The following is a 23,430-nucleotide window of genomic DNA, read 5'->3' as shown; positions in this document are numbered from 1 at the left end:
TTAACATATTAAAAAATCAGCATTTATAACATTATTTTTCTAAGAAAAGCTTTTTCTTCTGAAAAGTGATATAATATTATTGTATCTGTAACATTTGTACGGATAAATTACTTAATTGAGGGGGAAACATTATGTTAAGCGAAAAATTAGAAAAAGCATTAAATGATCAAATCAACTATGAATACTATTCAGCATATACATATCTTGCTATGTCTGCATATGCTGATGATTTGGGATTTGTTGGTGTAGCAAACTTTTTTCAAGTTCAAGCAAAAGAGGAACTAGACCATGCAAAAACTATCTACAATTTTGTAATGCAAAAAGGCGGGAAAATTGAATTAGAAGCTATAGAAAAACCAAAATCAACTTATGATGGACTTCTAGATGTCTTCGAAACTGCTCTAGAACATGAAAAAGAAGTAACTAGCAGAATTTACAATTTAATGAACATTGCCACTGATGAAAGAGAGTACGCTACAACAAGCTTCTTAAAGTGGTTTATAGATGAACAGGTTGAAGAAGAAGATAATTTTACTAATATAGTAAGAAAAATTAAAACTTTCTCAAGTGATTCTTCAAATTTATATTTAATTGATAATCAACTTGCTTCTAGAGTTTACACTCCTTCAGTTCCTGCATCTAGCCAAAACGCTTAGTTTTAAATATAATTATAAAATAATCTATCCATACAACATGATTTATACTTGTTGTATGGATTTTTATTTTTGAAATATTTTAAAAATCAAAAAATTCATTTTTTAACTATCAATCTATTGACAAATAGATATCTTTAATATAAAATAATCATTAATTCCTACCAAATTAATCAGGATTAAAAATATGTATTTAATATTATTTTTATCATTTAAGAATACGTGTTTTCACTTGGGTGTAGGTTAAGAGAAGGAGATGTATAAAATATGAACAACTTACAATTTAAAAAACTTATCACCACTGCCTTTGGAGGAATCTCTAACTGTTGTTGTAGTAAATAATTTTGCGCAAAAAAAATCACAAATTTCAAATAATTAAATTATTTAACTATAAACAATATAAGGAGAATTAAAAATGAAAAAGAATGTAGTAGAATTAATCGGAAATACACCACTAATGAACGTGTCAAATATAAACTCAAACATATATCTAAAACTGGAAAATAAAAACCCTGGCGGATCTATAAAAGATCGTGCTGTACTTGGTATGATATATGGAATGGAAGAAAGAGGCGAACTAAAAGAGGGTTCAAAAATAGTTGAAGCCACTAGCGGAAACACAGGAATAGCAACTGCAATGATTGGAAAAAATAGAGGGTATGACGTAACTATAATAATGCCTGAGTCAATGAGCTTAGAAAGAAGAAGCTTAATAAAAGCGTATGGAGCTGAACTTATTTTGACAGAAGCAGCAAAAGGAATGCAAGGTACTATAGATAAAATGGATGAACTTCTAAAAACTGGAGAGTATGTATCTCTAAGACAGTTTGACAACGAAGACAATCCAAAATATCACTACAAGACTACAGGCCCTGAAATCATAAATGATTTAAAAGATGTAGATATTTTCGTAGCAGGTATTGGTACTGGAGGAACTCTATCTGGTGTAGGATCTTATTTAAAAGACCAAAATCCAGATATCAAGGTATTTGGTGTTGAACCAGAAGCATCTCCAATGATTAATGACGCAACTCCAGGACCTCACAAAATACAGGGTATTGGAGCAAACTTTATTCCTAAAAACTACAACTCAAACATTGTAGATGAAGTATTGCTAGTAAAAGATGAGGATGCCTTTGAAATGGTTAGAAATTTAGCATCTAAAGAAGGTGTATTAGTCGGTATATCTGCTGGAGCAAACTTAGTAGCGGCTCAAATGTTATCAGAAAGATATCCTGATAAAAAAATCGTAACAATAGCTCCTGATGGTGCTGATAAATATATGTCTATGGGAATATTTTAATCCTACAAAAATTCTGGAGAAAAGAGGTAATTGAAATGAAAATGATCAAAAATATAGATTATATTATTGCCAATGATCCAGCTTCTAGTAGAGGTAAATCAAAGCTACTAAATAGGATTAAGGTCTTTATTATATATCCATCTGTGCACGCTCTAATAGGACACAGCATTGCACACGCACTTAATAATATTGGACTACATTTCATTGCTAGACTTATATCTCAAATTTTTAGATTTTTTACTGGAATTGAGATACATCCTGGCGCTCAAATTGGACACAGCATAATGATAGATCATGGTATGGGTGTCGTAATAGGTGAGACTACTGAAATAGGTAATAGAGTCACAATATATCAGGGTTCAACTTTAGGAGGAACTGGTAACCACACCGGTAAAAGACACCCTACTATTGGAAATGATGTAATTGTCGGTTCTGGATCTAAAGTACTTGGCCCAGTAAATATCGGTGATAGAGTTAAAATCGGTGCTAACAGCGTTGTTTTAGATGATATTCCTAATGGTGCAACTGTAGTTGGTATACCAGGAAAAGTAGTTAAAATAAAATCCGAAAAAGATAATGCTAAAATAATTGACTTTGCAGATAGAAAAGTCTCTGAATCAATGTATTATATATAAAGCGAATAATTAAATATGAAAAGAGCGTGTAAATTTTTTACACGCTCTTTTATGTTCTAACATTCCAAAATATTTATTATTTTTTTAATCCAAATTTATTAAAGTACATATTTTTTTCATTTAACTCTTTTAGCTTAAATTCCTTTTTCACATCTACAGTCTCTTTATCATATTCGCATAAATATTCATTGGAGAAAGCAACTAAATTATTTTTATCAATAAACATAGCATTATATTTTTCTTTTAGGTTATTAACCTTTACTTCATTATTGTCTATGTTGTACGAAATCAATTTTTTATTCTCAGAGTAAAATCCGTTGAATACATTTTCTAAAATAAATATCTTGTCACTATTGTTAAACAAAAGAGATTTATAAATATAGTTTCCATTATTATGTTTTTTAGGTAGTGTATATCTTGAGATTTTTTTGTTTTTTAGGTCTATTTTTATTAATTCATTTTTTTGTACCTCTATAGATTCTTCGCTCTCTAACTTGGATAATACATATAGAGTATCATCTAATATAAGTGAAGAAGAAATATCTGAAGAGTCTTTTATATCAAGTAAATTCACTAATTTTTTTTGATTTTTATCAAATTTCAATACCTCTACAGTATTTTTTTCTTTATGTTTATCTCCCTCTACATCACTGCATCTAAACAATATCGGTTCTCCATTATATTCATCAATTGCACTGCTACTTATATTGTATTCTAGCCTATCATAAAAAACACTTTTCTCCGTTTTTTTATCTATTATCTGTAAATGTGCACCGCCCATCGCGTATATATACTCTTTTCCCACTTTTATTACAGTTACACTTGTTTTAGTTTCTATAGATGAATATTTTAGCGTATTTTTATCAATTTTTATTATTTCAAACTTATCATCATTCTTATCGTTAGATTTGGATGCATATACAAAATTACCATCTTCTAAAAAATTTTGATTATAACTAGAAAATCCCATAGCTCCATAAGGTAATTCTTTTTCTCCTATATTAGTACCTTTGTTGTCATAAAAATCCATAAAGGATTTATTCTTTGGAAATGAAGATGATATTAATACATATTCATATTTTTTTACCATATCATTCATATCCACATCTTTTTTTACTTTTAAAATACCTGTTGCATTCATAATATATATACCTGCCATTAAAGATAATATTATTATCACTAAAATACTTATATTTTTTTTCTTTTTACTTTTTTTCATTAAGTTTCCTCTCTCTAATATGCTAATTATTTTAAACTTCTCTTACGATAGATTCGTGAACACAGCAAGTACTTTCGTTTTTCTATTGTATACCTCATTTTTTTCTTTAATATATTTCCATTCTTTCATACTATAATTATAATGTCAATAAGCGAAGTTGCTAAATATAATATTACTTATTTGATATTTGTATTATAGTAAAAAAGAGATACTTGAATTTCAAGTATCTCTTTTAAGTATTATTCTTATTTTATTTTGTTATTTTGATTTATAGTATTTCATCAAGGCTATAAACCTTCATTACGTCTGCATTTACATGCTTTTTATTAACTTCTACTAATGCTTTTAACGTATCTAGAGAAGTCATTATTTCTGTCTGGAATTCTATAGCAGTTCTTCTGATTTTGAATCCATCTCTAGTAGAGTCATTACCCTTAGTAGGAGTGTTAATTACTATGTCTACTTGCTTATTTCTTATTACATCTAGTATGTTTGGTCTAGGCTCTTCTACTCTATTTACTACTTCACAATCTACGCCAGCAGCTGATAACGACTTAGCTGTACCTTCTGTAGCTATGAATGTATATCCTAATTCACTCATACCCTTAGCTATTTCAATAAATTCTTCTTTGTCATTATTATTTATTGTGGCTAGAACTTTTTTATTGTCTCCAGACATCTTTTGTCCAGATGCTAAGAATCCTTTGTATAGAGCTTCTTCTAAAGTCTCTCCTACACCTAGTACTTCTCCTGTTGATTTCATTTCAGGTCCTAAGCTTACTTCTACTCTAGAAAGCTTTGACATAGAGAATACTGGTACTTTTACACATACGTGGTTAGGTGTCTTGTATACGCCTGTTCCATATCCTAAATCCTTTAGTTTTTCTCCTAGCATACATCTTGTTGCAAGATCCACTATAGGCACTCCACTAACTTTAGATATATATGGCACTGTACGGCTCGCTCTAGGGTTTACTTCGATTATATAAAGTTCTTCTTTATATTCTATAAACTGAATATTTACCATACCGATAACATTTAAATTAATTGCCATCAACTTAGTATATTCGTATATTTTGTCTTTAATTTTGTCAGATATTCTCTGGCTAGGATACATTGTAATACTGTCTCCAGAGTGCACACCTGCTCTTTCTAAATGCTCCATTATACCTGGTATCAGAATATCTTCTCCATCGCATATAGCATCTACTTCTATTTCTCTACCAGTTAAGTACTTATCTATAAGTACAGGATTGGCTGAATCTCTTTCAAAAGCATCTTCAAGATATCTTGTAAGTCTTGTTTCATCATAAGTGATTTCCATACCCTGACCGCCTAGTACGTATGAAGGTCTTACTAACACTGGATATCCAAGCTTTTCTGCTTCTGATACACCTTCTTCTACTGACCATACACCCTTACCTTTAGGTCTATTTATGTTTAATTCTTCAAGTAAAGCATCGAATTTTTCTCTATCTTCTGCAGCATCTATATCTTTAAAGTCTGTTCCAAGAATTTTTACATTCTTTTCACTTAAAAACTTAGCCAATTTTATAGCTGTTTGTCCACCAAACTGAAGTATTACTCCTTCTGGTTTTTCTTTTTGAATTATATTATAAACTTCTTCTTCTGTAAGTGGCTCAAAATACAGCTTATCAGATGTATCAAAATCTGTACTTACAGTTTCAGGGTTGTTGTTTACTATAATTGTTTCAACACCAAGTTTTTTGAGTGATTTTACACAGTGAACTGAACAATAGTCAAATTCTATACCTTGACCTATTCTGATAGGTCCAGATCCTAGAACTATGATTTTCTTTTTGTTGCTTACCTTTACTTCATCATACTGCTCATATGTTGAATAATAGTAAGGAGATAATGCTTCAAATTCTCCTGCACAAGTATCTACCATTTTATAAGAAGTTTGGATTTTGTAAAGATTTCTTAGCTCCAGTATGTCCTCAGGAGAAATATGCATCAAATCACTCATTCCCTTATCTGAGAATCCTTTTTTCTTTAGCTCAAGAAGATATTCTTTTGTAATTTCATCAATTTTCATTGTCTTTAGTTTTTCTTCTTGTTCAACTATCCATTTTATCTTATCTAAGAACCATTCATCTACACCAGTGATATGAGATATCATTTCTACTTTGTAACCTCTTCTAATCATTTCAGCAAGGTCAAATATTCTTTCATCATCTGGCATTACTACACTCTTTTTAAGTTCTGATAAACTCTTAAGTTCAGAAGCTTTATGTACAAGTGAATATTTACCAGTTTCAAGAGATCTTATTCCCTTTAAAAATGCAGCTTCAAAATTAGAACCTATACTCATTATTTCACCAGTAGCCATCATCTTTGTTCCTAGTTTTCTGTTTGCTTTTTTGAATTTATCAAAAGGCCATTTTGGAATTTTTACGACTACGTAGTCTAACGTTGGTTCGAAACAAGCATTTGACTTCTTTGTAACCGCATTTTGAATTTCATCTAATGTATATCCTAGTGCTATCTTAGCTCCAACCTTTGCTATTGGGTAACCAGTTGCCTTTGATGCTAGAGCTGATGATCTAGAAACTCTAGGGTTTATTTCTATAATTGCATATTCTAAGCTATTTGGGTTAAGTGCGATTTGTACGTTACAACCACCTTCAACTCCTATTGCATCTATTATTTCAATTGATGCTGTTCTAAGCATTTGATATTCTAAGTTTGATAAAGTCTGGCTAGGTGCTACTACTATTGAATCACCTGTATGTACACCAACTGGATCTATATTTTCCATATTACAAACAGTTATACAGTTTCCGTTTGAGTCTCTCATTACTTCGTACTCAATTTCTTTCCATCCCTTTATACTCTTTTCAACTAAACACTGAGTAACTGGGCTTAACTGTAAACCATGTGTAAGAATTTCTCTAAATTCTTCTTCATTTTCTGCAATACCGCCTCCAGTACCTCCTAGAGTATAGGCAGGTCTTACTACTACTGGATATCCTAGCTTGTTTGCATATTCAAGTCCACCTTCTAAAGTAGTGATGATATCACTTTCTATTACAGGCTGACCTATTTCATTCATTACATCTCTAAATGTATCTCTGTCTTCACCTTTTTTAATAGATTCTACAGAAGTACCTATTATTTCAACACCATACTTTTCTAGTATTCCTGCGTCATATAGCTCAACTGCAAGGTTAAGACCTGTCTGACCACCCATTCCTGCTAATAGGCTATCTGGTCTTTCTTTTTGTATTATTTTTTCTATAAATTCAAGAGTCAAAGGCTCTATATATATTTTATCTGCGACTTCCTGATCAGTCATTATTGTTGCTGGGTTAGAGTTGATTAACACAACTTCTATTCCTTCTTCTTTCAGCGCTTGACAAGCCTGAGTTCCTGAGTAATCAAATTCAGCAGCCTGCCCTATTATTATAGGTCCAGATCCAAGTACTAAAGTTTTCTTTATACTATCTTTTTTAGGCATATTATATCTCCTTCATATATTCTCGTGTTAAATTAATTTATCTTATCTATTTTACTATTTCCATGAATTTATCAAATACATATTCACTATCAAGAGGTCCAGGACAAGCTTCTGGATGGTATTGCACTGAATATATTGGAAGAGTGTTGTGTCTCATTCCTTCAACAGTGTCATCATTCAAGTTAATCTGTGTAACAGTCACATCTTTTGGAACTTCTGTTACATAATATCCGTGATTTTGTGAAGTTATAAATATTTTATTTTCTTCAAAATCCTTTACTGGATGATTTCCGCCTCTGTGTCCAAATTTAAGCTTCCCAGTCTTACCACCTAGCGCTATAGCTAGTATTTGATGACCTAAGCATATTCCTACTACAGGTTTCTTTTCTATTAGCACTTTTACGTTTTCTACTATGTCTTCTAGATCCGCTGGATCTCCAGGTCCATTAGATAAGAATATTAAATCTGGATTTATACTAAGCACTTCTTCAGGCTTAGTTTCTGCCGGAAAAATAGTTATATCGCAATTTCTTTTTTCAAAGTTTCTGATTATGTTTGTCTTTACACCAAAGTCCATTATTGCTACTTTTTTTCCACTACCTGGTATGCGTTCAATTTCTTTTCTACTTACAAGTCTCACCGCTTTTGAGTTATCGTAATTTTCTAGTTTTGGTTCTATATCACTCAATTTAGAACTGTCAGTTGTAATAATACCCCTCATAGTTCCTCTATCTCTTAGCATTTTAGTAAGAGCTCTAGTATCTATTCCTTCAATACCTATTATTTTATGTTGTTTTAGATATGTATCTATGTCCATTTCACATCTGAAGTTTGATGGCATATCGCTTTTTTCTCTGACTACAAAACCTCTTACATTCACTGATTCAGATTCTTTGTCTTCTAAGTTTACACCATAATTACCAATTAGCGGATAAGTCATTACTACTATCTGACCATAATAAGAAGGATCTGTTAGTATTTCTTGATATCCAGTCATAGAAGTATTGAATACTACTTCTCCAACACTTTCTTCAATGTATCCAAATACTTTCCCCTCGAATATAGTTCCATCTTCTAAAATTAATCTACCCTTCATATGTGCGCCTCCTATACTGATACCGATTCTATTTCTTTTACTATTTCATCTGCTGCTATACTTGGATTTTCCGCCTTTGTAATCGGTCTTCCAACTACCAACACACTTGCACCTTTTTCGATTGCCTCAGAAGGTGTTACTACTCTTTTCTGATCTCCAACTTCAGCAGTTTTTGGTCTAATACCTGGACAAACTGTCACAAAGTCATTTCCACAAGCTTCTACTATCTTATCTACTTCTTTAGCTGAACAAACCACTCCGTCCAATCCTGCTGCTTTTGCTAGTTTAGCTCTTTTTATTGCAGTTTCTTCTGTATTCATATTACAGCCTATATCTGATAAATCTTCATTGCTTAACGATGTAAGAACTGTCACGCCTACAACTAGTGGTTTCTTTATTCCAAGTCTTTCAGACTCTTCTTTTGCTATTTGTGCACACTGTTTCATTCCTTCCATGTCAGATACATGTATAGTTAACATCCATACACCTTTGTTTATCACTGCTTTTACAGCTGACTTCATCGTGTTTGGTATATCATGAAACTTTAAATCCAAAAATACTTTCTTACCCTTCGACACTAGGTAATCCACTGTCTTTCCATTTGAAGCAAGGTAATTTTCAAGACCAACCTTGTATATATCTACACTTTTTTCTAGCGAGTCTATCAAGTCAACTGCCTTTTCGTATTCGTCTGTATCAATTGCTACTATAAGTTTTTCTTTTCCATTTATCATATAAAAACTCCTATCCTAACTACATTAAATATTTTCAGTACTTAACCTAATTTAAACTATTAATTATGCTAGTTATTATTATTTTCGACTATTTATATTATTCTGATTATAAATATAAAAAAGTCCTTACACCAGAGGCATAAGGACACAATAATCCAATATTTGATACAATAATCGCGCAATTATGCACGAAAATACTATCAGTAAATACTGACAACCTTCAACTAGGTTTAATTATCCTTACCAGTCTCTCTGGACCAGCTTAAAAGACTTCATCTACTTTTTTTGGCATACTCATCGCATCTCTGTACGATTTCACTTGTATACTCTGTTAAACATGATACCATAACTTAGCCCTATTTTCAATATATTTTGCCCTCTACTTTTTATTAAATATATAACAAAATTTCACTAAATATATAATCTACAATTTGTCTAAATATTGAAGATTTTTAATTCAACAATATATTTTATTTGTGCTCCAACTTATTTTTTAAATTTAATACTTTAATTTTACTAAATATTTTTCTCTTTATTTTTTTTGATCTTTTATCTTTTTTTCTAACATTAGATCCACTTTGAATAAGTCTATATATCATTCGTTGCATCATTTCTTTTTTTTCACTGTCTTTTCCAGCCATATTTTTAACTATATTAACCGATACTTTCAATGCGTTATCAGTGATTTCATTTATTCTTTTCGCCTCTGTAGATGTCGTAATAATATCGTAGACTTCGTTTATAAAAGCTCTTCTTTCTTCTCTATCAAGTCCCTCAAGCCATCCATTTAGTGTACTATCAACGAATGAAGACGTAGACGTTCTATTATTCATCAATACAAATTTACTTCCTTTTACTGCCCAATTAAATCCATCGTGTTGAATAAAACCAGTATTTCCCTTTGCATCTACCACAAAATAGTCCTTATCATCATTCATCAATATCCCCACAACAGAATCTTTAGGTATATATTTTTTAGACTTTTTAACTGTTTCCTTATACAAATCTGAAGACACTATCGATTCCACAAATCCTGGACCATCATAATTATATATGCAATCGACCCTATTTCTAAGGTTCTCATCTAATCCATACACAGAGTACACTGCTAGATTTCCACCTTTTGAATGACCACCTACAATTATTTTTCCTTTTTCATTTTTTTCTAATATACGCTTTAAATACTTTACTGCTTCTAATTGACCTTGCACAGGCGTAGAAAAACTCATATTAAAATCTTCTTTAAACCCTAGCAAAGTATCATCTGTACCTCTAAATGCAACATAAATTATATCCTTAAATGTAAAAGTAATCGCAGAAAATTGGCTCTGATTGACTTCATCATACTTATCAATATAATCACTCATCAATAAATCTTTAAATCTTGTGCTATTTGCCGCTTTAATCAATAATTTTTCTACTTTGCAAATAAAATCCGTTGTAGCATACTCAGGAAGTTTTTCTTTTACCTTCTTATTTTTGAAATATAAAATTGTAGCTTCTTTCAGCGTAGACTTATTTTTCAAAAAACCAAAATTCAAATACGACAATTCAGATAATATTAAACTATCTACTTCATTAAACTCAGCATTCGAAAAGGATAAATCACCTCTCCATTCTATATAATCCATTATGTTGTTCATTTCTTCACTCTCTTTTCAAATTGAGGGGGTCGTTATAAACGCCCCCTCCCTTATAAATATTTATTTATCTTTCTTACCTATTTTATTGAACTCTTCTTTTATACTTTCTTTATACTCTTCGATTTTGCTCTTACGAGTTTGATTTTTTTCTGCTTTTAATTTTTTTCTTACATCCTTAACTAAATTCTCTCTTATTTCTGTAGCATATTCTGCCTCTTCCTTAATTTCTGCTGCATTCCATCTATATATATCAATTGCTTTTTTACCTACTGCACTATTTAATACTAGTTCATCTTCCTCCTGAACAATCGCAAGAATCACTATATCCCCGTGGTATATTCTAGAATACATCTGATACAACATACCTTCAGATTCACTCTGATCGGTTATATCAAAACCTGAACCTATCATAGCTCCTACTCCACCTAATACAAAGCCTGCAAAAGGTCCTATCATTACTCCAAGTACTAACCCTGCAAGTCCTCCTATTACAGTTTTCCCAAATTCAGATAATTTCTCAGTATATTGATCTAAAACATTTATCCTACCTTCATCATTTTCCAATAAGACTATTTGCAATGCCTTAAAATCAATATTTGAATCAATTGCACTATTTTTCATATATGTGTATACAGACTTTGCATCTTCCAAATTTTTAAATCTAGCCATCACCATATTTTCCATCATAATAAATCGACCTCCATTTTTTGATGCTTACTATATAATATAATAAGCAAAGTTCTAAATCTATTCTTTTCTTAAATAATTATCAGAATAGTATTACAATTGTTTTCGACATAAATTGATAAAAACCTTTTATATTTTTATATTACATTTATTTTAAAGATAATAATTTTATTCTACTTATTTATGTATTGTTTTTTCTTATATCAAATGTTCCTCTAATTGAATTTTTGAATAAGATATGCTATGCAAACATTTTTCTTTATAAATATTGTATAATTAACTCATAAATTATAAGGAGGATTAAAAATGAAATTAAAGTATTTATTAGCGGCTACCCTAATGACTATCACAATAGGGGTGACTGGTTGCGGCCAAAAACCGTCTGAAGATGCGGCTAAATCATCTGAAGAAACATCTAGCACTGCAAAAGTTTTAGAAATGAAAGGTGAAGATTTAGCAAAGATAGAAAGCGACAAAAAGGAAAAGGAAAAATATCTTGTAGTGGATGTTAGGGATTCAAAAGAATATGGTGAAGGACATCTTAAATTTGCAATAAACATGCCTATTGACACTTTTGAAAAAGACTCAGAATCAATAGCTGATTTCAAAGACAAAGATGTAGTTCTTTACTGTAATTCTGGAAAGAAGAGTGGCGATGCTGCAAAAATTCTTATCGATAAAGGATTTACAAAAGTTTACAATGCTCAAGGAGTTAAAGACTTCAAATATGATTTAGTTACTTTCTCAAGTGTCCTTGGACCACAGTTCCAAAAAGATATTGATGAAGGAAAAGCATCTTTCATAATAGACTCTAGAGATGAAAAGGACTTTAAGGATAAAACTTTCAAAAATGCTGTAAATATACTTCCTGATACTTTTGATCAAGAAGAAGGAAAACTTCCTAAAGACAAAAATGAAGCTATATATGTTTTCTGCTATACAGGTAATAAATCTGCTGAAATAGCCGGTAAATTAACTGAAAAAGGATATAAAAATGTAGTAAATGCAATTGATGGTGCAAAAGAATTCGATTATAAATTTCAGTAAATAAAAAAAGATATAGAGAGTGTATACTCTCTATATCTTTTTTCTTATCTCTACATATCAGAAATCATCTGATTGTAATCTAGCTTTTCAAACCCTAGTTCTTTATACAATTTAATAGCTCTTTCATTTTCAGGAGCAACTTCCAATCTAAATCTAGAAGCGTTAGGATATTCTTTCATCATTGATGGGAAATACTTTCTTCCAATGCCTTTGCTTCTGTATTCATCTTTTATATATACATCTTCAAATTGAACTGTAGTACCTGCAATTTCACTAGTATAATAAGACGTTATAATACCAAATCCAGCTAGTTTTGAATCATAGTATAGTTCTATCCCTCTGATTTGATATTCTCCCTTTAGAATGTCATCTAGAAGCTTTTTTATAATATTATCTGCTATTGGTTCATCCACTGCATCTGATTTATAAAAAACCATCATCATATCCAATAATTCTTGCCTATTCTTTTTCTGAAAATCCTTAAATTCTACCATTTTTCCCTCCATAAAATTTTATCTATTTTTATTAATTATATATATCTTGTATTAATATCCCAAAAGTCATTTGCAAACCTTTTTTTAGCTAAATATTAATTTTTTTAATATTATTTTGCTTCTTCATTTTCCTGTATATTACAAAATACTGTAATAGCGTCAATAATAGCATAGCTATGTATACGAATATCTTCCCTTCAGTTGTTTTTGTGAATTCCATAAAAAATTCTATTCTTGTAATAATCCCCGCAACCCCAGAAGACATAACCAAAGGAATAAATATCAGCAGCATCTTTTTATCATTTTCATCACCTTTGTAATATAAAAGTGCCAGAACAAAAAATGATACTAATATTAATCCTATCCCCATCCATCCTTTTGTCGATATCTGCAAAGGAGTGCTTACAACGTTAGATATTGTTATTGAAATATTTACAGCAATTATAAATACTACGATAGATATCAAGTTATAAATCTTTCTTTTTTTGCCATATACAGACCTACCTTGAACGTAAAAAATCACCAATGCTATTGATATTATAAATACAGCATTTATCAAAAAATTGCCTACATCTAAAGGTTTTTGAGAAAAAATAATACTTGGAATTGCCATAAAAAATATGTACCCTATTAATATATATGACAAAATTTTGAAACTTGTATTTAAGTCAATTGGTAATTCATATAAAATTTCATCCGCAATTTCTTTAGGATTTTTTCCAAAATAGTCTTGAGCTTTGACACCTTGTGCTTGAGCATCTAAAATATCTTTTAATATTTCTAGAAGAATCTCGTTTATATCCTCTTCATTTTTTAAAAAACCTTTAACTCGCATATAAGTGATCAAATCATCACAGTATTTTTTATTTTCTATAGACATATTTTCGCTTAACAAATTTATTTCTTCCACTAAATTATATCTTTTCATCAATCGCATCCCTCCTTCAATAATGTATCTACTGCTATTTTTAATTCATTCCAATTTTTTTTAAAAATATCTCTTTCTTCTTTTCCCTCTGATGTTAGAGAGTAGTATTTTCTATCAGGTCCATCTGCTGACGGTCTAAACTCCCCTTCGATAAATCCTTTTTTTTCAAGAGACAGCAAAAGGGGATATATAGTACCTCTTGGTATTTCTTCAAATCCAAGCTCTGATAATTTTACGCCTATATTATATCCGTACATAGCTTCTTTAGATAAAAGGACTAATATACTCCCTGACAAAATTCCCTTTAACATCTGAGATGACGATTTTGATTGCATATTTATATCACCTCTCTTAGAATAATTATATTACTTTAATCCATATATTTATTTTGTTTATTATCTAATCTATAGATTTAAGGTACAGTCCAAAATAATATCCACCTAGAATTACAAAAATTGCACTTGTTATTATAAATTTTCCAGATTCTCCTATTAAATACGGTATAAATATCTGTATTCTAGTTATTATTCCCGCCAGCAAAAGCACAATTATTGTAGGTAAAATTAAACGCACCATTTCTTTTTTACTGTATTCACGTCTAAAATACATATATGATAGTAAGGCACAGAATATAATAATAATTAACCCTGTGCTTCCACTCGTATCAATTTTAAATGGAGTATTAAATATTTTATCACTCTCAATCATAAATAAATAACATAGACCTGATATCAAATACGCTATATTCTCATATATTTTGTAATGCTTTTTATATACAGATACTCCAACTTGTCTAGATACCATAGCCATAACGCCAGATACTATAAAAATGACTAATATTGATGAGCCTATATCCAGTGATTTATTCGGAAATATAACATCAACCCCCATAATAACCAAATAGAAAATCACAAGTCCACTTATAATTTCCAACATATTATTTTTTATGCCAGAGTTTAAATTTAAAATTATTTCATCTGCAATTATATATGAATTTTTACCAAAGTAGCTCTCTGCACTAATTCCATCTTTTTGAGCAATAAGTATGTCTAGTAAGATTTCTTCCAAAATACTATTTATTTCCTTTTCATTTTTAAAAGCTCCTTTTGAATTTATATATAGACTTAATTCTTCATAGTAAGTCTTATTTTCTTCTGTAAGCCTTTCATATAATTTATAGATTCTTTCATTTTCTTTTGCTTCTGCCATTCTATCCCTCCAATCGTTACCTTATTTCATTATCTATGCTTTAATAAATAGTTCATTTTTAATTAAATTATTGTCATTACTAATATAAATTTTATCTAAAAAAGCTAACTTGTATTCCATACTAGTTGTTTTTTATTATACAATAGATAAGTATAGCTTGCAATACATACTAGTGTTTTTTAATAAAAAAGCCTCCAAAATCGGAATAAAATCCAACTTTGGAGGCTTTAATTATTTTAAGGTTTTAGAAAAGTTCTTCTTCTACCTCTTCTTCTTTTTCAATTGCTATATTTCTATATTTTTTCATTCCAGTTCCCGCAGGTATTAATTTACCTAGGATTACATTTTCTTTTAGACCTATTAAGTGGTCTTCCTTACCCTTTATTGCTGCATCAGTAAGAACTCTTGTAGTTTCCTGGAATGATGCTGCTGATAAGAATGATTCTGTAGCTAGAGATGCCTTAGTTATACCTAATAGTACTCTCTTTGCAACAGCTGGTCTTTCTCCCTTTTCAAGAGCAGCTTCATTACACTTGTTATAGTTTAGCACATCTTCGTATCCACCTGGTAGAAGTCCTGTATCACCTGGATCCTCAACTTTAACCTTAGATAGCATCTGTCTAACTATTACTTCTATATGCTTATCGTTTATATCAACACCCTGCATTCTATAAACTCTTTGAACTTCTTTTACTATGTAGTCCTGAACTCCACCAATTCCATTTACCCTTACAATGTCATGAGGGTTAATAGAACCTTGAGTAAGTGGTTCTCCGGCACTTACATAATCTCCTTCTCTTACTCTTAATCTTGAGCCATAAGGAATTGCATATACTTCTGCTTCACCATCTTGTGGTGTTACAATTACTTCTTTTCTCTTTCCTGTTTCATCAATACGTACGCTACCGGCAACTTCTGTTATTACAGCAAGCCCCTTTGGTTTACGAGCTTCGAAAAGCTCCTCAACTCTAGGAAGACCCTGCGTGATATCTCCTCCGGCAACCCCACCTGTATGGAAAGTACGCATTGTAAGCTGTGTACCCGGCTCACCAATTGACTGAGCGGCTATAATACCTACAGATTCACCAATGTTTACAGATTTTCCTGTAGCAAGGTTTCTACCGTAGCATTTAGCACATACACCATGCTCTGTTTTACAGTTTAGAACAGTTCTTATTTTTACATCTTCTATTCCAGAATTTACCAATCTGTCGGCGTCTTCTTCTAGAATCATCTGATCTCCACCTATAATAACTTCACCAGTTTCAGGATGTACAATAGGATCTATTGTATATCTTCCTATTACTCTGTCTCTTAGCTCTTCTATTACTTCGCTTCCATCTTTTATTGCAAATACATCTGTAGTTTCTTTTGTTCCACAGTCAATATCTCTAACAATAACGTCCTGGCTGACATCAACTAGTCTTCTAGTCAAGTAACCTGAATCGGCTGTACGAAGTGCTGTATCGGCAAGACCTTTTCTGGCACCGTGTGAAGAAGTAAAGTATTCCATTACTGATAAACCTTCACGGAAGTTAGATTTAACTGGAATTTCCACTGTTTTACCAGATGCATTGGCCATAAGACCACGCATACCAGCTAACTGTCTTATCTGGTTCTTTGAACCTCTGGCTCCTGAATGCGCCATGATAAAGATGTTATTCATTCTATCAAGACCTTCCATTAGAGCATCCGTTACTTTTTCAGTAGTTTCTGTCCATGTTTCTATTACTTTTTCATATCTTTCTTCATCTGATATAAGACCTCTTCTATAAGCTCTTTCATACTTATCTACTAATGCATCTGCAATCTTAATATATTCGTACTTAGCTTCTGGGATATCCATATCAGCAACCGCAACTGTAATACCTCCTACAGTAGAGAATTTGTATCCCATTCCCTTTATGTAGTCAAGTAATTCGGCAGTCTTAGTATTTCCGTGCTTTCTAAAGCATTTATCTATTATTTTTCCTAAGCTCTTTTTATCAGCTAAGAAATCTGCTTCCAAACTAAATGGATCTTTCTCTCTATCTACAAATCCTAAGTCTTGAGGTATACCTTCATTAAATATGAATCTACCTACAGTACTTTCTATCAAAGAACTTCTTCCATCAGGAAGAGTTACTCTCATTTTTACAAGAGCATGCAATTCTACCTTCTTGTTGAAGTAAGAAAGCAGTAGTTCATTGTAGTCTTTAAATACACTTCCTGTACCCTTTGCACCTTCCTGAGCTTCTATTGTCAAGTAGTATGATCCAAGGACCATATCCTGTGAAGGAGTCGTAATAGGCGCTCCATCTTTAGGTGCTAGTATATTGTTTACAGAAAGCATCAAGTATCTAGCTTCCGCCTGTGCTTCTACTGACAACGGAACGTGAACAGCCATCTGGTCACCATCGAAGTCGGCATTGTACGCTGTACAAACAAGAGGGTGAAGCTTGATTGCCTTACCATCCACTAGAATTGGCTCAAATGCCTGAATACCAAGTCTATGTAGCGTAGGGGCACGGTTAAGCAATACTGGATGGTTCTTTATTACTTCTTCTAGTACATCCCAAACTTCTGGCTTAACTTTTTCTACCATAGTCTTTGCACTCTTAATATTATGTGCAAATCCCTTAGAAACTAATTTATCCATAACAAATGGCTTGAATAGTTCTAGAGCCATTTTCTTAGGAAGACCACACTGATAGAATTTCAATTCCGGTCCAACAACTATTACTGAACGTCCAGAATAGTCAACTCTTTTTCCAAGTAAGTTCTGTCTGAAACGACCTTGCTTACCTTTTAGCATATCAGATAATGATTTAAGAGGTCTATTTCCTGGCCCTGTTACAGGTCTTCCTCTTCTACCATTGTCAATCAATGCATCTACAGCTTCTTGAAGCATTCTTTTTTCGTTTCTAACTATTATATCTGGCGCTCCAAGTTCTAATAATCTCTTTAATCTATTATTTCTATTTATTACTCTTCTATATAAATCATTCAAGTCAGATGTAGCAAATCTTCCACCGTCAAGTTGTACCATAGGTCTCAAGTCTGGAGGAATAACTGGAATAGCTTCTAATATCATCCATTCTGGTTTATTTTCAGATTTTTTAAACGCTTCAACGACTTCCAATCTTCTTATTGTTCTAACTCTTTTTTGCCCTGTTGCATCTTTAAGAGCTTCTCTTAGCTCTTTTGATTGAGCATCTAAATCAATGTCTTCTAGTAATCTCTTTACTGCTTCAGCACCTATTCCTACTTCAAAGCTATAACCATACTTTTCAACGGCATCTCTATATTCTCTTTCAGTAAGAACTTGCTTATATGCTAATCCTGTATCACCTTGATCTGTTACAACATAAGAAGCAAAGTAAAGTACTTTTTCCAAAGATCTAGGAGACATATCTAGCAATAGTCCCATTCTAGAAGGTATACCTTTAAAGTACCAAATGTGAGACATTGGGGCAGCCAATTCTATGTGCCCCATTCTCTCTCTTCTTACTTTTGCTTTAGTTACTTCTACACCACATCTATCACAAACTACACCTTTGTATCTTACTCTTCTATATTTTCCGCAGTGGCATTCCCAGTCCTTTGTAGGCCCAAATATTCTTTCGCAAAAAAGACCATCCTTCTCTGGCTTTAAAGTTCTATAGTTTATTGTTTCTGGCTTCTTGACTTCTCCTCTTGACCACTGTCTTATTCTTTCTGGAGAAGCTAGGCCTATTTTTATTGACTCAAAATTGTTTAATTCAAACAAGGAGTTCTCTCCCTTCTTTTGATAATTATATAATTAATATTAACTATGTTATTTAAACACAGGTATTTTTTCCATTTGCCTATTGCTTACAAACCCTTAATAACTCTCTTCTTCGAAAACTTCTACAAATCCATCAGAATCCACACCGTTAGAGTTATCTTCTATAAAATCTTCTAAGTTTTCTTCTACAAAATCGTCATCTTGAAACTCTTCTATGATATCCGATTCTTCATCTACAACTTCTTCAATCATATGAGTTTCTTCAATGTCTTCAGGTATTACTCCATCTATATTAAGTTCGCTGTCGATTTCTTCATCTACAGACTCTTTTATGTCTATAGAGTTTCCATCTTGATCAAGTGCATTCACATCTAAACAAAGTGATTGCAACTCTTTCATTAATACTCTGAATGATTCAGGCATTCCTGGTTCAGGTATATTTTCGCCCTTCACTATAGCTTCGTATGTTTCTACTCTACCCTTAACATCATCTGATTTTACAGTCAGAATTTCCTGAAGGATGTGAGACGCTCCATATGCTTCTAGAGCCCAAACTTCCATTTCCCCGAATCTCTGTCCACCAAACTGAGCTTTACCACCTAGTGGCTGCTGAGTTACTAGTGAGTAAGGACCAGTACTTCTAGCATGAAGCTTATCATCAACAAGATGGTGAAGTTTCAAGTAGTACATATATCCTACTGTAATTCTATTGTCAAAAGTATCTCCTGTACGACCATCAAATAATTTTAGCTTTCCATCTCTTGGATATCCAGCTTCTTCCAAAGCGTCCATTATGTCATACTCATTAGCTCCATCAAATACTGAAGTGGCAACATGCCATCCCAGTTTTTTAGCTGCAAGACCTAAATGAACCTCTAGAACCTGTCCGATATTCATACGAGATGGTATCCCCTGTGGGTTCAGTACTATATCAATAGGAGTTCCATCTTCCATAAATGGCATGTCTTCTTCTGCTAATACTCTAGATATAACACCCTTATTACCATGACGACCAGCCATCTTATCTCCGACTTTTATTTTTCTCTTCTTAGCGATATAACATCTCACTAGTTCATTTACTCCTGGCGATAAATCATCACCATTTTCTCTAGTAAATATTTTTATATCTACTATTATACCTGTTTCTCCATGAGGAACTTTCAAGGAAGTATCCCTTACTTCTCTTGCTTTTTCACCAAAGATTGCTCTAAGAAGTCTTTCTTCAGCGGTAAGTTCAGTTTCTCCCTTTGGAGTCACCTTACCTACTAATATATCTCCTGAGTCAACTTCAGCACCAATTCTTATAATACCTCTGTCATCAAGATTTTTAATTGCATTCTCTCCGACATTTGGTATATCTCTAGTGATTTCTTCTGGTCCAAGCTTAGTATCTCTTGCTTCACACTCATATTCTTCTATATGAATAGTAGATAATCTATCTTCTTTTATAAGTCTTTCGTTTATTAAAACGGCATCCTCATAGTTATAACCTTCCCAAGTCATGAAGGCTATTAGACAGTTTCTACCAAGTGCAATTTCACCTAAATCAGTCGCTGGACCGTCCGCAATTACATCTCCTGCAACTACTTTTTCACCTGTGCTAACTATCGGTGTTTGATTTACACATGTACCTGAGTTTGATCTCTTGAACTTTAATAGCTTGTATCTATCTTTATCTCCGTTATCTTTCTTTATTACTACTTCATCAGCAGAAACTCTATCTACAATACCATTGTTTTTCGCAACAACAACGGCACCTGAGTCCTTAGCTGCTCTGTACTCTATACCTGTACCAATGATAGGAGCTTCTCTTCTAACTAGTGGAACAGCCTGACGCTGCATGTTAGATCCCATCAAGGCTCTGTTGGCATCATCATTTTCCAAGAATGGTATCATTGCAGTCGCTACTGATACTACCTGCTTAGGAGATATATCCATGTAGTCAACTTGATCTTTGGATACTAATTCAACCGCACCTAACACAGTTCTACATATTACTCTATCATTAACAAAGTGACCGCCTTCATCTAAAGGTTCATTGGCCTGAGCTCTTACATATATATCTTCTTCATCTGCACTTAGATAATGAATTTCATCAGTTACAACTTGTTTTTCTTTGTCGTATTTTCTATATGGAGACTCAATGAACCCATATTCATTAATCTTTGCATATGTTGAAAGAGAGTTTATAAGACCTATATTTGGACCTTCTGGTGTCTCTATAGGGCACATTCTTCCGTAGTGAGAGTGGTGAACGTCACGCACTTCAAACCCTGCTCTTTCTCTAGAAAGACCTCCTGGACCTAGTGCTGACAATCTTCTCTTATGCGTAAGCTCTGATAGAGGGTTTGTCTGATCCATGAACTGTGACAACTGAGAGCTACCGAAGAATTCTTTAATAGCAGCAGATACCGGTCTTATATTTACAAGAGCTTGAGGAGTTATAGTTTCCATGTCTTGAACAGTCATTCTTTCCTTTATAACTCTTTCCATTCTTGAAAAACCAATTCTAACTTGGTTTTGTAATAATTCACCTACACATCTGATTCTTCTGTTACCCAAGTGATCTATATCATCAGGATTACCTACTCTGACCTTACCATCAATTACATAAAATAATCCAAATTCATAACTAATAGATGCTATTATATCATCCAATAATATGTGCTTTGGAACCAGAGCTTTTATATTCATATTTATTATTTCTTTTATTTCGTCTTCATCATCGTAATCTTCAAGGATTTCCTTTAAAGTTGGATAATGAACATCTTCTTTTATATTTAAGTCAGATATATCGAAGTCTACATGACTCTTTATATCTACAAAGTTATTTCCTATTACTTTTAGTTCTCTTTCTTCATCTATTTCTATCCAAACAGAATTTATTCCAGAGTTTTGAATATTTTTAGCTACATCTAACGATATTCTTTCTCCTGCTTTTACAAAAGTTTCTCCCGTTTCTTCATTTATTACGTCTCTTGAAGCTACCTTGTCCATTATTCTATAGCATAAAGCAAGTTTCTTATTGAATTTATGTCTACCAACTTTTGCTAAGTCATATCTTTTTGGATCAAAGAAAAGTGAGTTTAATAAAGATGAAGCACTCTCTACAGTAGGAGGTTCACCTGGTCTTAATTTTTTGTATATTTCTATTAAACCTTCTTCTACATTAGTAGTATTATCTTTGTCTAATGTAATTCTAAGGCGTTCATCTTCGCCTAACAGCTCAAGTATTTCTGCATCAGTACCTATTCCCAATGCTCTTAATAATACTGTAACTGGTTGTTTTCTAGTTCTATCTACTCTTACAGATATTACTCCTGATGCGTCAGTTTCATATTCTAGCCAAGCACCTCTATTAGGTATCACTGTTGAAGAAATCAATCTGCTTCCTGTTTTATCTCTTTCTTCTGAGTAATAAACACCTGGTGATCTAACTAATTGTGATACTATTACTCTCTCCGCACCATTTATGATAAATGTTCCCTTATCTGTCATAAGAGGGAAATCTCCCATAAACACTTCTTGCTCTTTTATTTCTCCTGTTTCTTTGTTGATTAATCTTACTTTAACCTTCAAAGGTGCACAGTAAGTAGCATCTCTTTCCTTGCATTCTTCTACATCGTACTTTGGCTTTTCATCAAGTGAGTAATCTACAAATTCCAATATAAGATTGCCTGTGTAATCCTCTATCGGTGATATATCTGTAAATACTTCTTTTAATCCTTCTTCTAAAAACCAATTGTAAGAATCCATTTGAATTTCGATAAGATTTGGCACGTCAGCTATTTCATTTATTTTTGAAAAGCTCATCCTCTCTCTTTTTCCAATCGTAACTGGATATGGTACCACAATTTTCACCCCACTAAATTAAAATTTATTGCATTTGTTAATTTATGAGTCCTGCAAAATAAATCCACCTCGCTACTGTAATTAAATGCAACAGAAATTTACACTCACGAGCCCACTTTATATCATTGCAGTATTAATTAGTAATGTTTTATTAGCTATATTAAACAGTGAATTCCGCTTATATTGAGTATTAAACTACATATAAATGGAATTTTTTTTAAAAAATAGCATACTTACTCATTTTAATAGTAGTTTTATATTTTAACATATATACGAATAAAAAACAATATTTTTTTATAATATAGAATACAGTATCTTTTTCACACTCTTTTTTACATTATTTTTCTTACTCATATCTTATATTTTTCATTATCCTTTCTAATTTATTTTTATTAACATCATTTATTTTTATTAACATCATTTATTTTTATTAACATCATTTATTTTTATTAACATTATTTGTTTTTATATATTTTTTTGTTTTCAATTCTATAAAAATCTTTCAATTATCAGAAAATTTTCTTTTAAAAAAACATTTTTTTCGTCTTTTTATTTGTTTTTTATTATTATCTATTTAGGTACTAATTAGGAACTATAAATATTTTTAATTGCATATTTCTTACTAATAAGTTCCTTATTATACGTTTATTCTTTACTTAAAAGGAGTTATATAGTGCCTATATGATAAAATGAAATTAATT

At 31.9% G+C, this 23,430-nt stretch carries 16 protein-coding genes; 4 read left to right on the top strand and 12 right to left on the bottom strand.

Annotated features, from left to right (window positions below; all coding sequences use genetic code 11):
* Window positions 1–131 precede the first annotated feature (131 nt).
* The 3 genes from C0982_RS07525 (at window position 132) to epsC (ending at window position 2,591) form a co-directional block, all read left to right on the top strand.
* A complete protein-coding gene (locus C0982_RS07525) occupies window positions 132–656 on the top strand; it encodes a ferritin (protein WP_101773615.1) in 525 nt (174 codons plus the stop codon).
* A 412-nt stretch (window positions 657–1,068) separates the two neighbouring features.
* A complete protein-coding gene (cysK, locus tag C0982_RS07520; protein ID WP_101773614.1) occupies window positions 1,069–1,956 on the top strand; it encodes a cysteine synthase A in 888 nt (295 codons plus the stop codon).
* Window positions 1,957–1,991: 35 nt separating this feature from the next.
* The gene (gene epsC / locus C0982_RS07515; protein ID WP_101773613.1) at window positions 1,992–2,591 is read left to right on the top strand and encodes a serine O-acetyltransferase EpsC; all 600 of its coding nucleotides are present in this window, start codon (window positions 1,992–1,994) and stop codon (window positions 2,589–2,591) included.
* Between the two features lie 76 nt (window positions 2,592–2,667).
* Here epsC and C0982_RS07510 read toward each other — a convergent pair whose 3' ends face one another.
* The 6 genes from C0982_RS07510 to C0982_RS07485 form a co-directional block, all read right to left on the bottom strand.
* The gene (locus C0982_RS07510; RefSeq protein WP_101773612.1) at window positions 2,668–3,810 is read right to left on the bottom strand and encodes a hypothetical protein; all 1,143 of its coding nucleotides are present in this window, start codon (window positions 3,808–3,810) and stop codon (window positions 2,668–2,670) included.
* A 268-nt stretch (window positions 3,811–4,078) separates the two neighbouring features.
* Complete coding sequence (gene carB / locus C0982_RS07505; protein ID WP_101773611.1) at window positions 4,079–7,291, bottom strand: carbamoyl-phosphate synthase large subunit; 3,213 nt, start codon at window positions 7,289–7,291, stop codon at window positions 4,079–4,081.
* A 46-nt stretch (window positions 7,292–7,337) separates the two neighbouring features.
* A complete protein-coding gene (gene carA / locus C0982_RS07500) occupies window positions 7,338–8,387 on the bottom strand; it encodes a glutamine-hydrolyzing carbamoyl-phosphate synthase small subunit (protein ID WP_101773610.1) in 1,050 nt (349 codons plus the stop codon).
* An 11-nt stretch (window positions 8,388–8,398) separates the two neighbouring features.
* Complete coding sequence (gene pyrF, locus C0982_RS07495; RefSeq protein ID WP_101773609.1) at window positions 8,399–9,121, bottom strand: orotidine-5'-phosphate decarboxylase; 723 nt, start codon at window positions 9,119–9,121, stop codon at window positions 8,399–8,401.
* A 470-nt stretch (window positions 9,122–9,591) separates the two neighbouring features.
* A complete protein-coding gene (locus C0982_RS07490) occupies window positions 9,592–10,764 on the bottom strand; it encodes an Mbeg1-like protein (RefSeq protein ID WP_101773608.1) in 1,173 nt (390 codons plus the stop codon).
* Between the two features lie 60 nt (window positions 10,765–10,824).
* Entirely contained in the window at window positions 10,825–11,451 is a 627-nt protein-coding gene (locus C0982_RS07485; RefSeq protein WP_101773607.1) for a DUF456 domain-containing protein, read from the bottom strand.
* A gap of 306 nt (window positions 11,452–11,757) precedes the next feature.
* On the opposite strand from C0982_RS07485, the gene C0982_RS07480 reads away from it, so the two are divergent.
* On the top strand, window positions 11,758–12,498 hold the full coding sequence (locus C0982_RS07480; RefSeq protein WP_101773606.1) for a rhodanese-like domain-containing protein: 741 nt from the start codon (window positions 11,758–11,760) through the stop codon (window positions 12,496–12,498).
* A gap of 50 nt (window positions 12,499–12,548) precedes the next feature.
* On the opposite strand, the gene C0982_RS07475 is transcribed toward C0982_RS07480, so the two are convergent.
* The 6 genes from C0982_RS07475 to rpoB all read right to left on the bottom strand — a co-directional run bounded on the left by C0982_RS07475 (window position 12,549) and on the right by rpoB (window position 22,690).
* Complete coding sequence (locus tag C0982_RS07475; protein ID WP_101773605.1) at window positions 12,549–12,992, bottom strand: GNAT family N-acetyltransferase; 444 nt, start codon at window positions 12,990–12,992, stop codon at window positions 12,549–12,551.
* Between the two features lie 88 nt (window positions 12,993–13,080).
* Entirely contained in the window at window positions 13,081–13,920 is an 840-nt protein-coding gene (locus C0982_RS07470) for a DUF1129 domain-containing protein (RefSeq protein WP_101773604.1), read from the bottom strand.
* Window positions 13,920–14,255 (bottom strand): PadR family transcriptional regulator, encoded by a 336-nt coding sequence (locus tag C0982_RS07465; protein ID WP_101773603.1) that lies wholly within the window; start codon window positions 14,253–14,255, stop codon window positions 13,920–13,922. Before C0982_RS07465 ends, C0982_RS07470 begins: the two co-directional genes overlap by 1 nt.
* Window positions 14,256–14,319: 64 nt before the next feature.
* A complete protein-coding gene (locus C0982_RS07460; RefSeq protein WP_101773602.1) occupies window positions 14,320–15,129 on the bottom strand; it encodes a DUF1129 domain-containing protein in 810 nt (269 codons plus the stop codon).
* A 244-nt stretch (window positions 15,130–15,373) separates the two neighbouring features.
* Window positions 15,374–18,877: a DNA-directed RNA polymerase subunit beta' gene (gene rpoC, locus C0982_RS07455; protein WP_101773601.1), complete on the bottom strand. Its 3,504-nt coding sequence runs from the start codon at window positions 18,875–18,877 to the stop codon at window positions 15,374–15,376.
* A 96-nt stretch (window positions 18,878–18,973) separates the two neighbouring features.
* Entirely contained in the window at window positions 18,974–22,690 is a 3,717-nt protein-coding gene (rpoB, locus tag C0982_RS07450; protein WP_101773648.1) for a DNA-directed RNA polymerase subunit beta, read from the bottom strand.
* Between the last annotated feature and the right edge of the window lie 740 nt (window positions 22,691–23,430).

Origin of the sequence: Peptostreptococcus faecalis (assembly GCF_900240845.1) — a bacterium.
In the GTDB taxonomy this organism is placed as follows: domain Bacteria; phylum Bacillota; class Clostridia; order Peptostreptococcales; family Peptostreptococcaceae; genus Peptostreptococcus; species Peptostreptococcus faecalis.
This window is presented reverse-complemented; position numbering and strand designations above follow the sequence as displayed.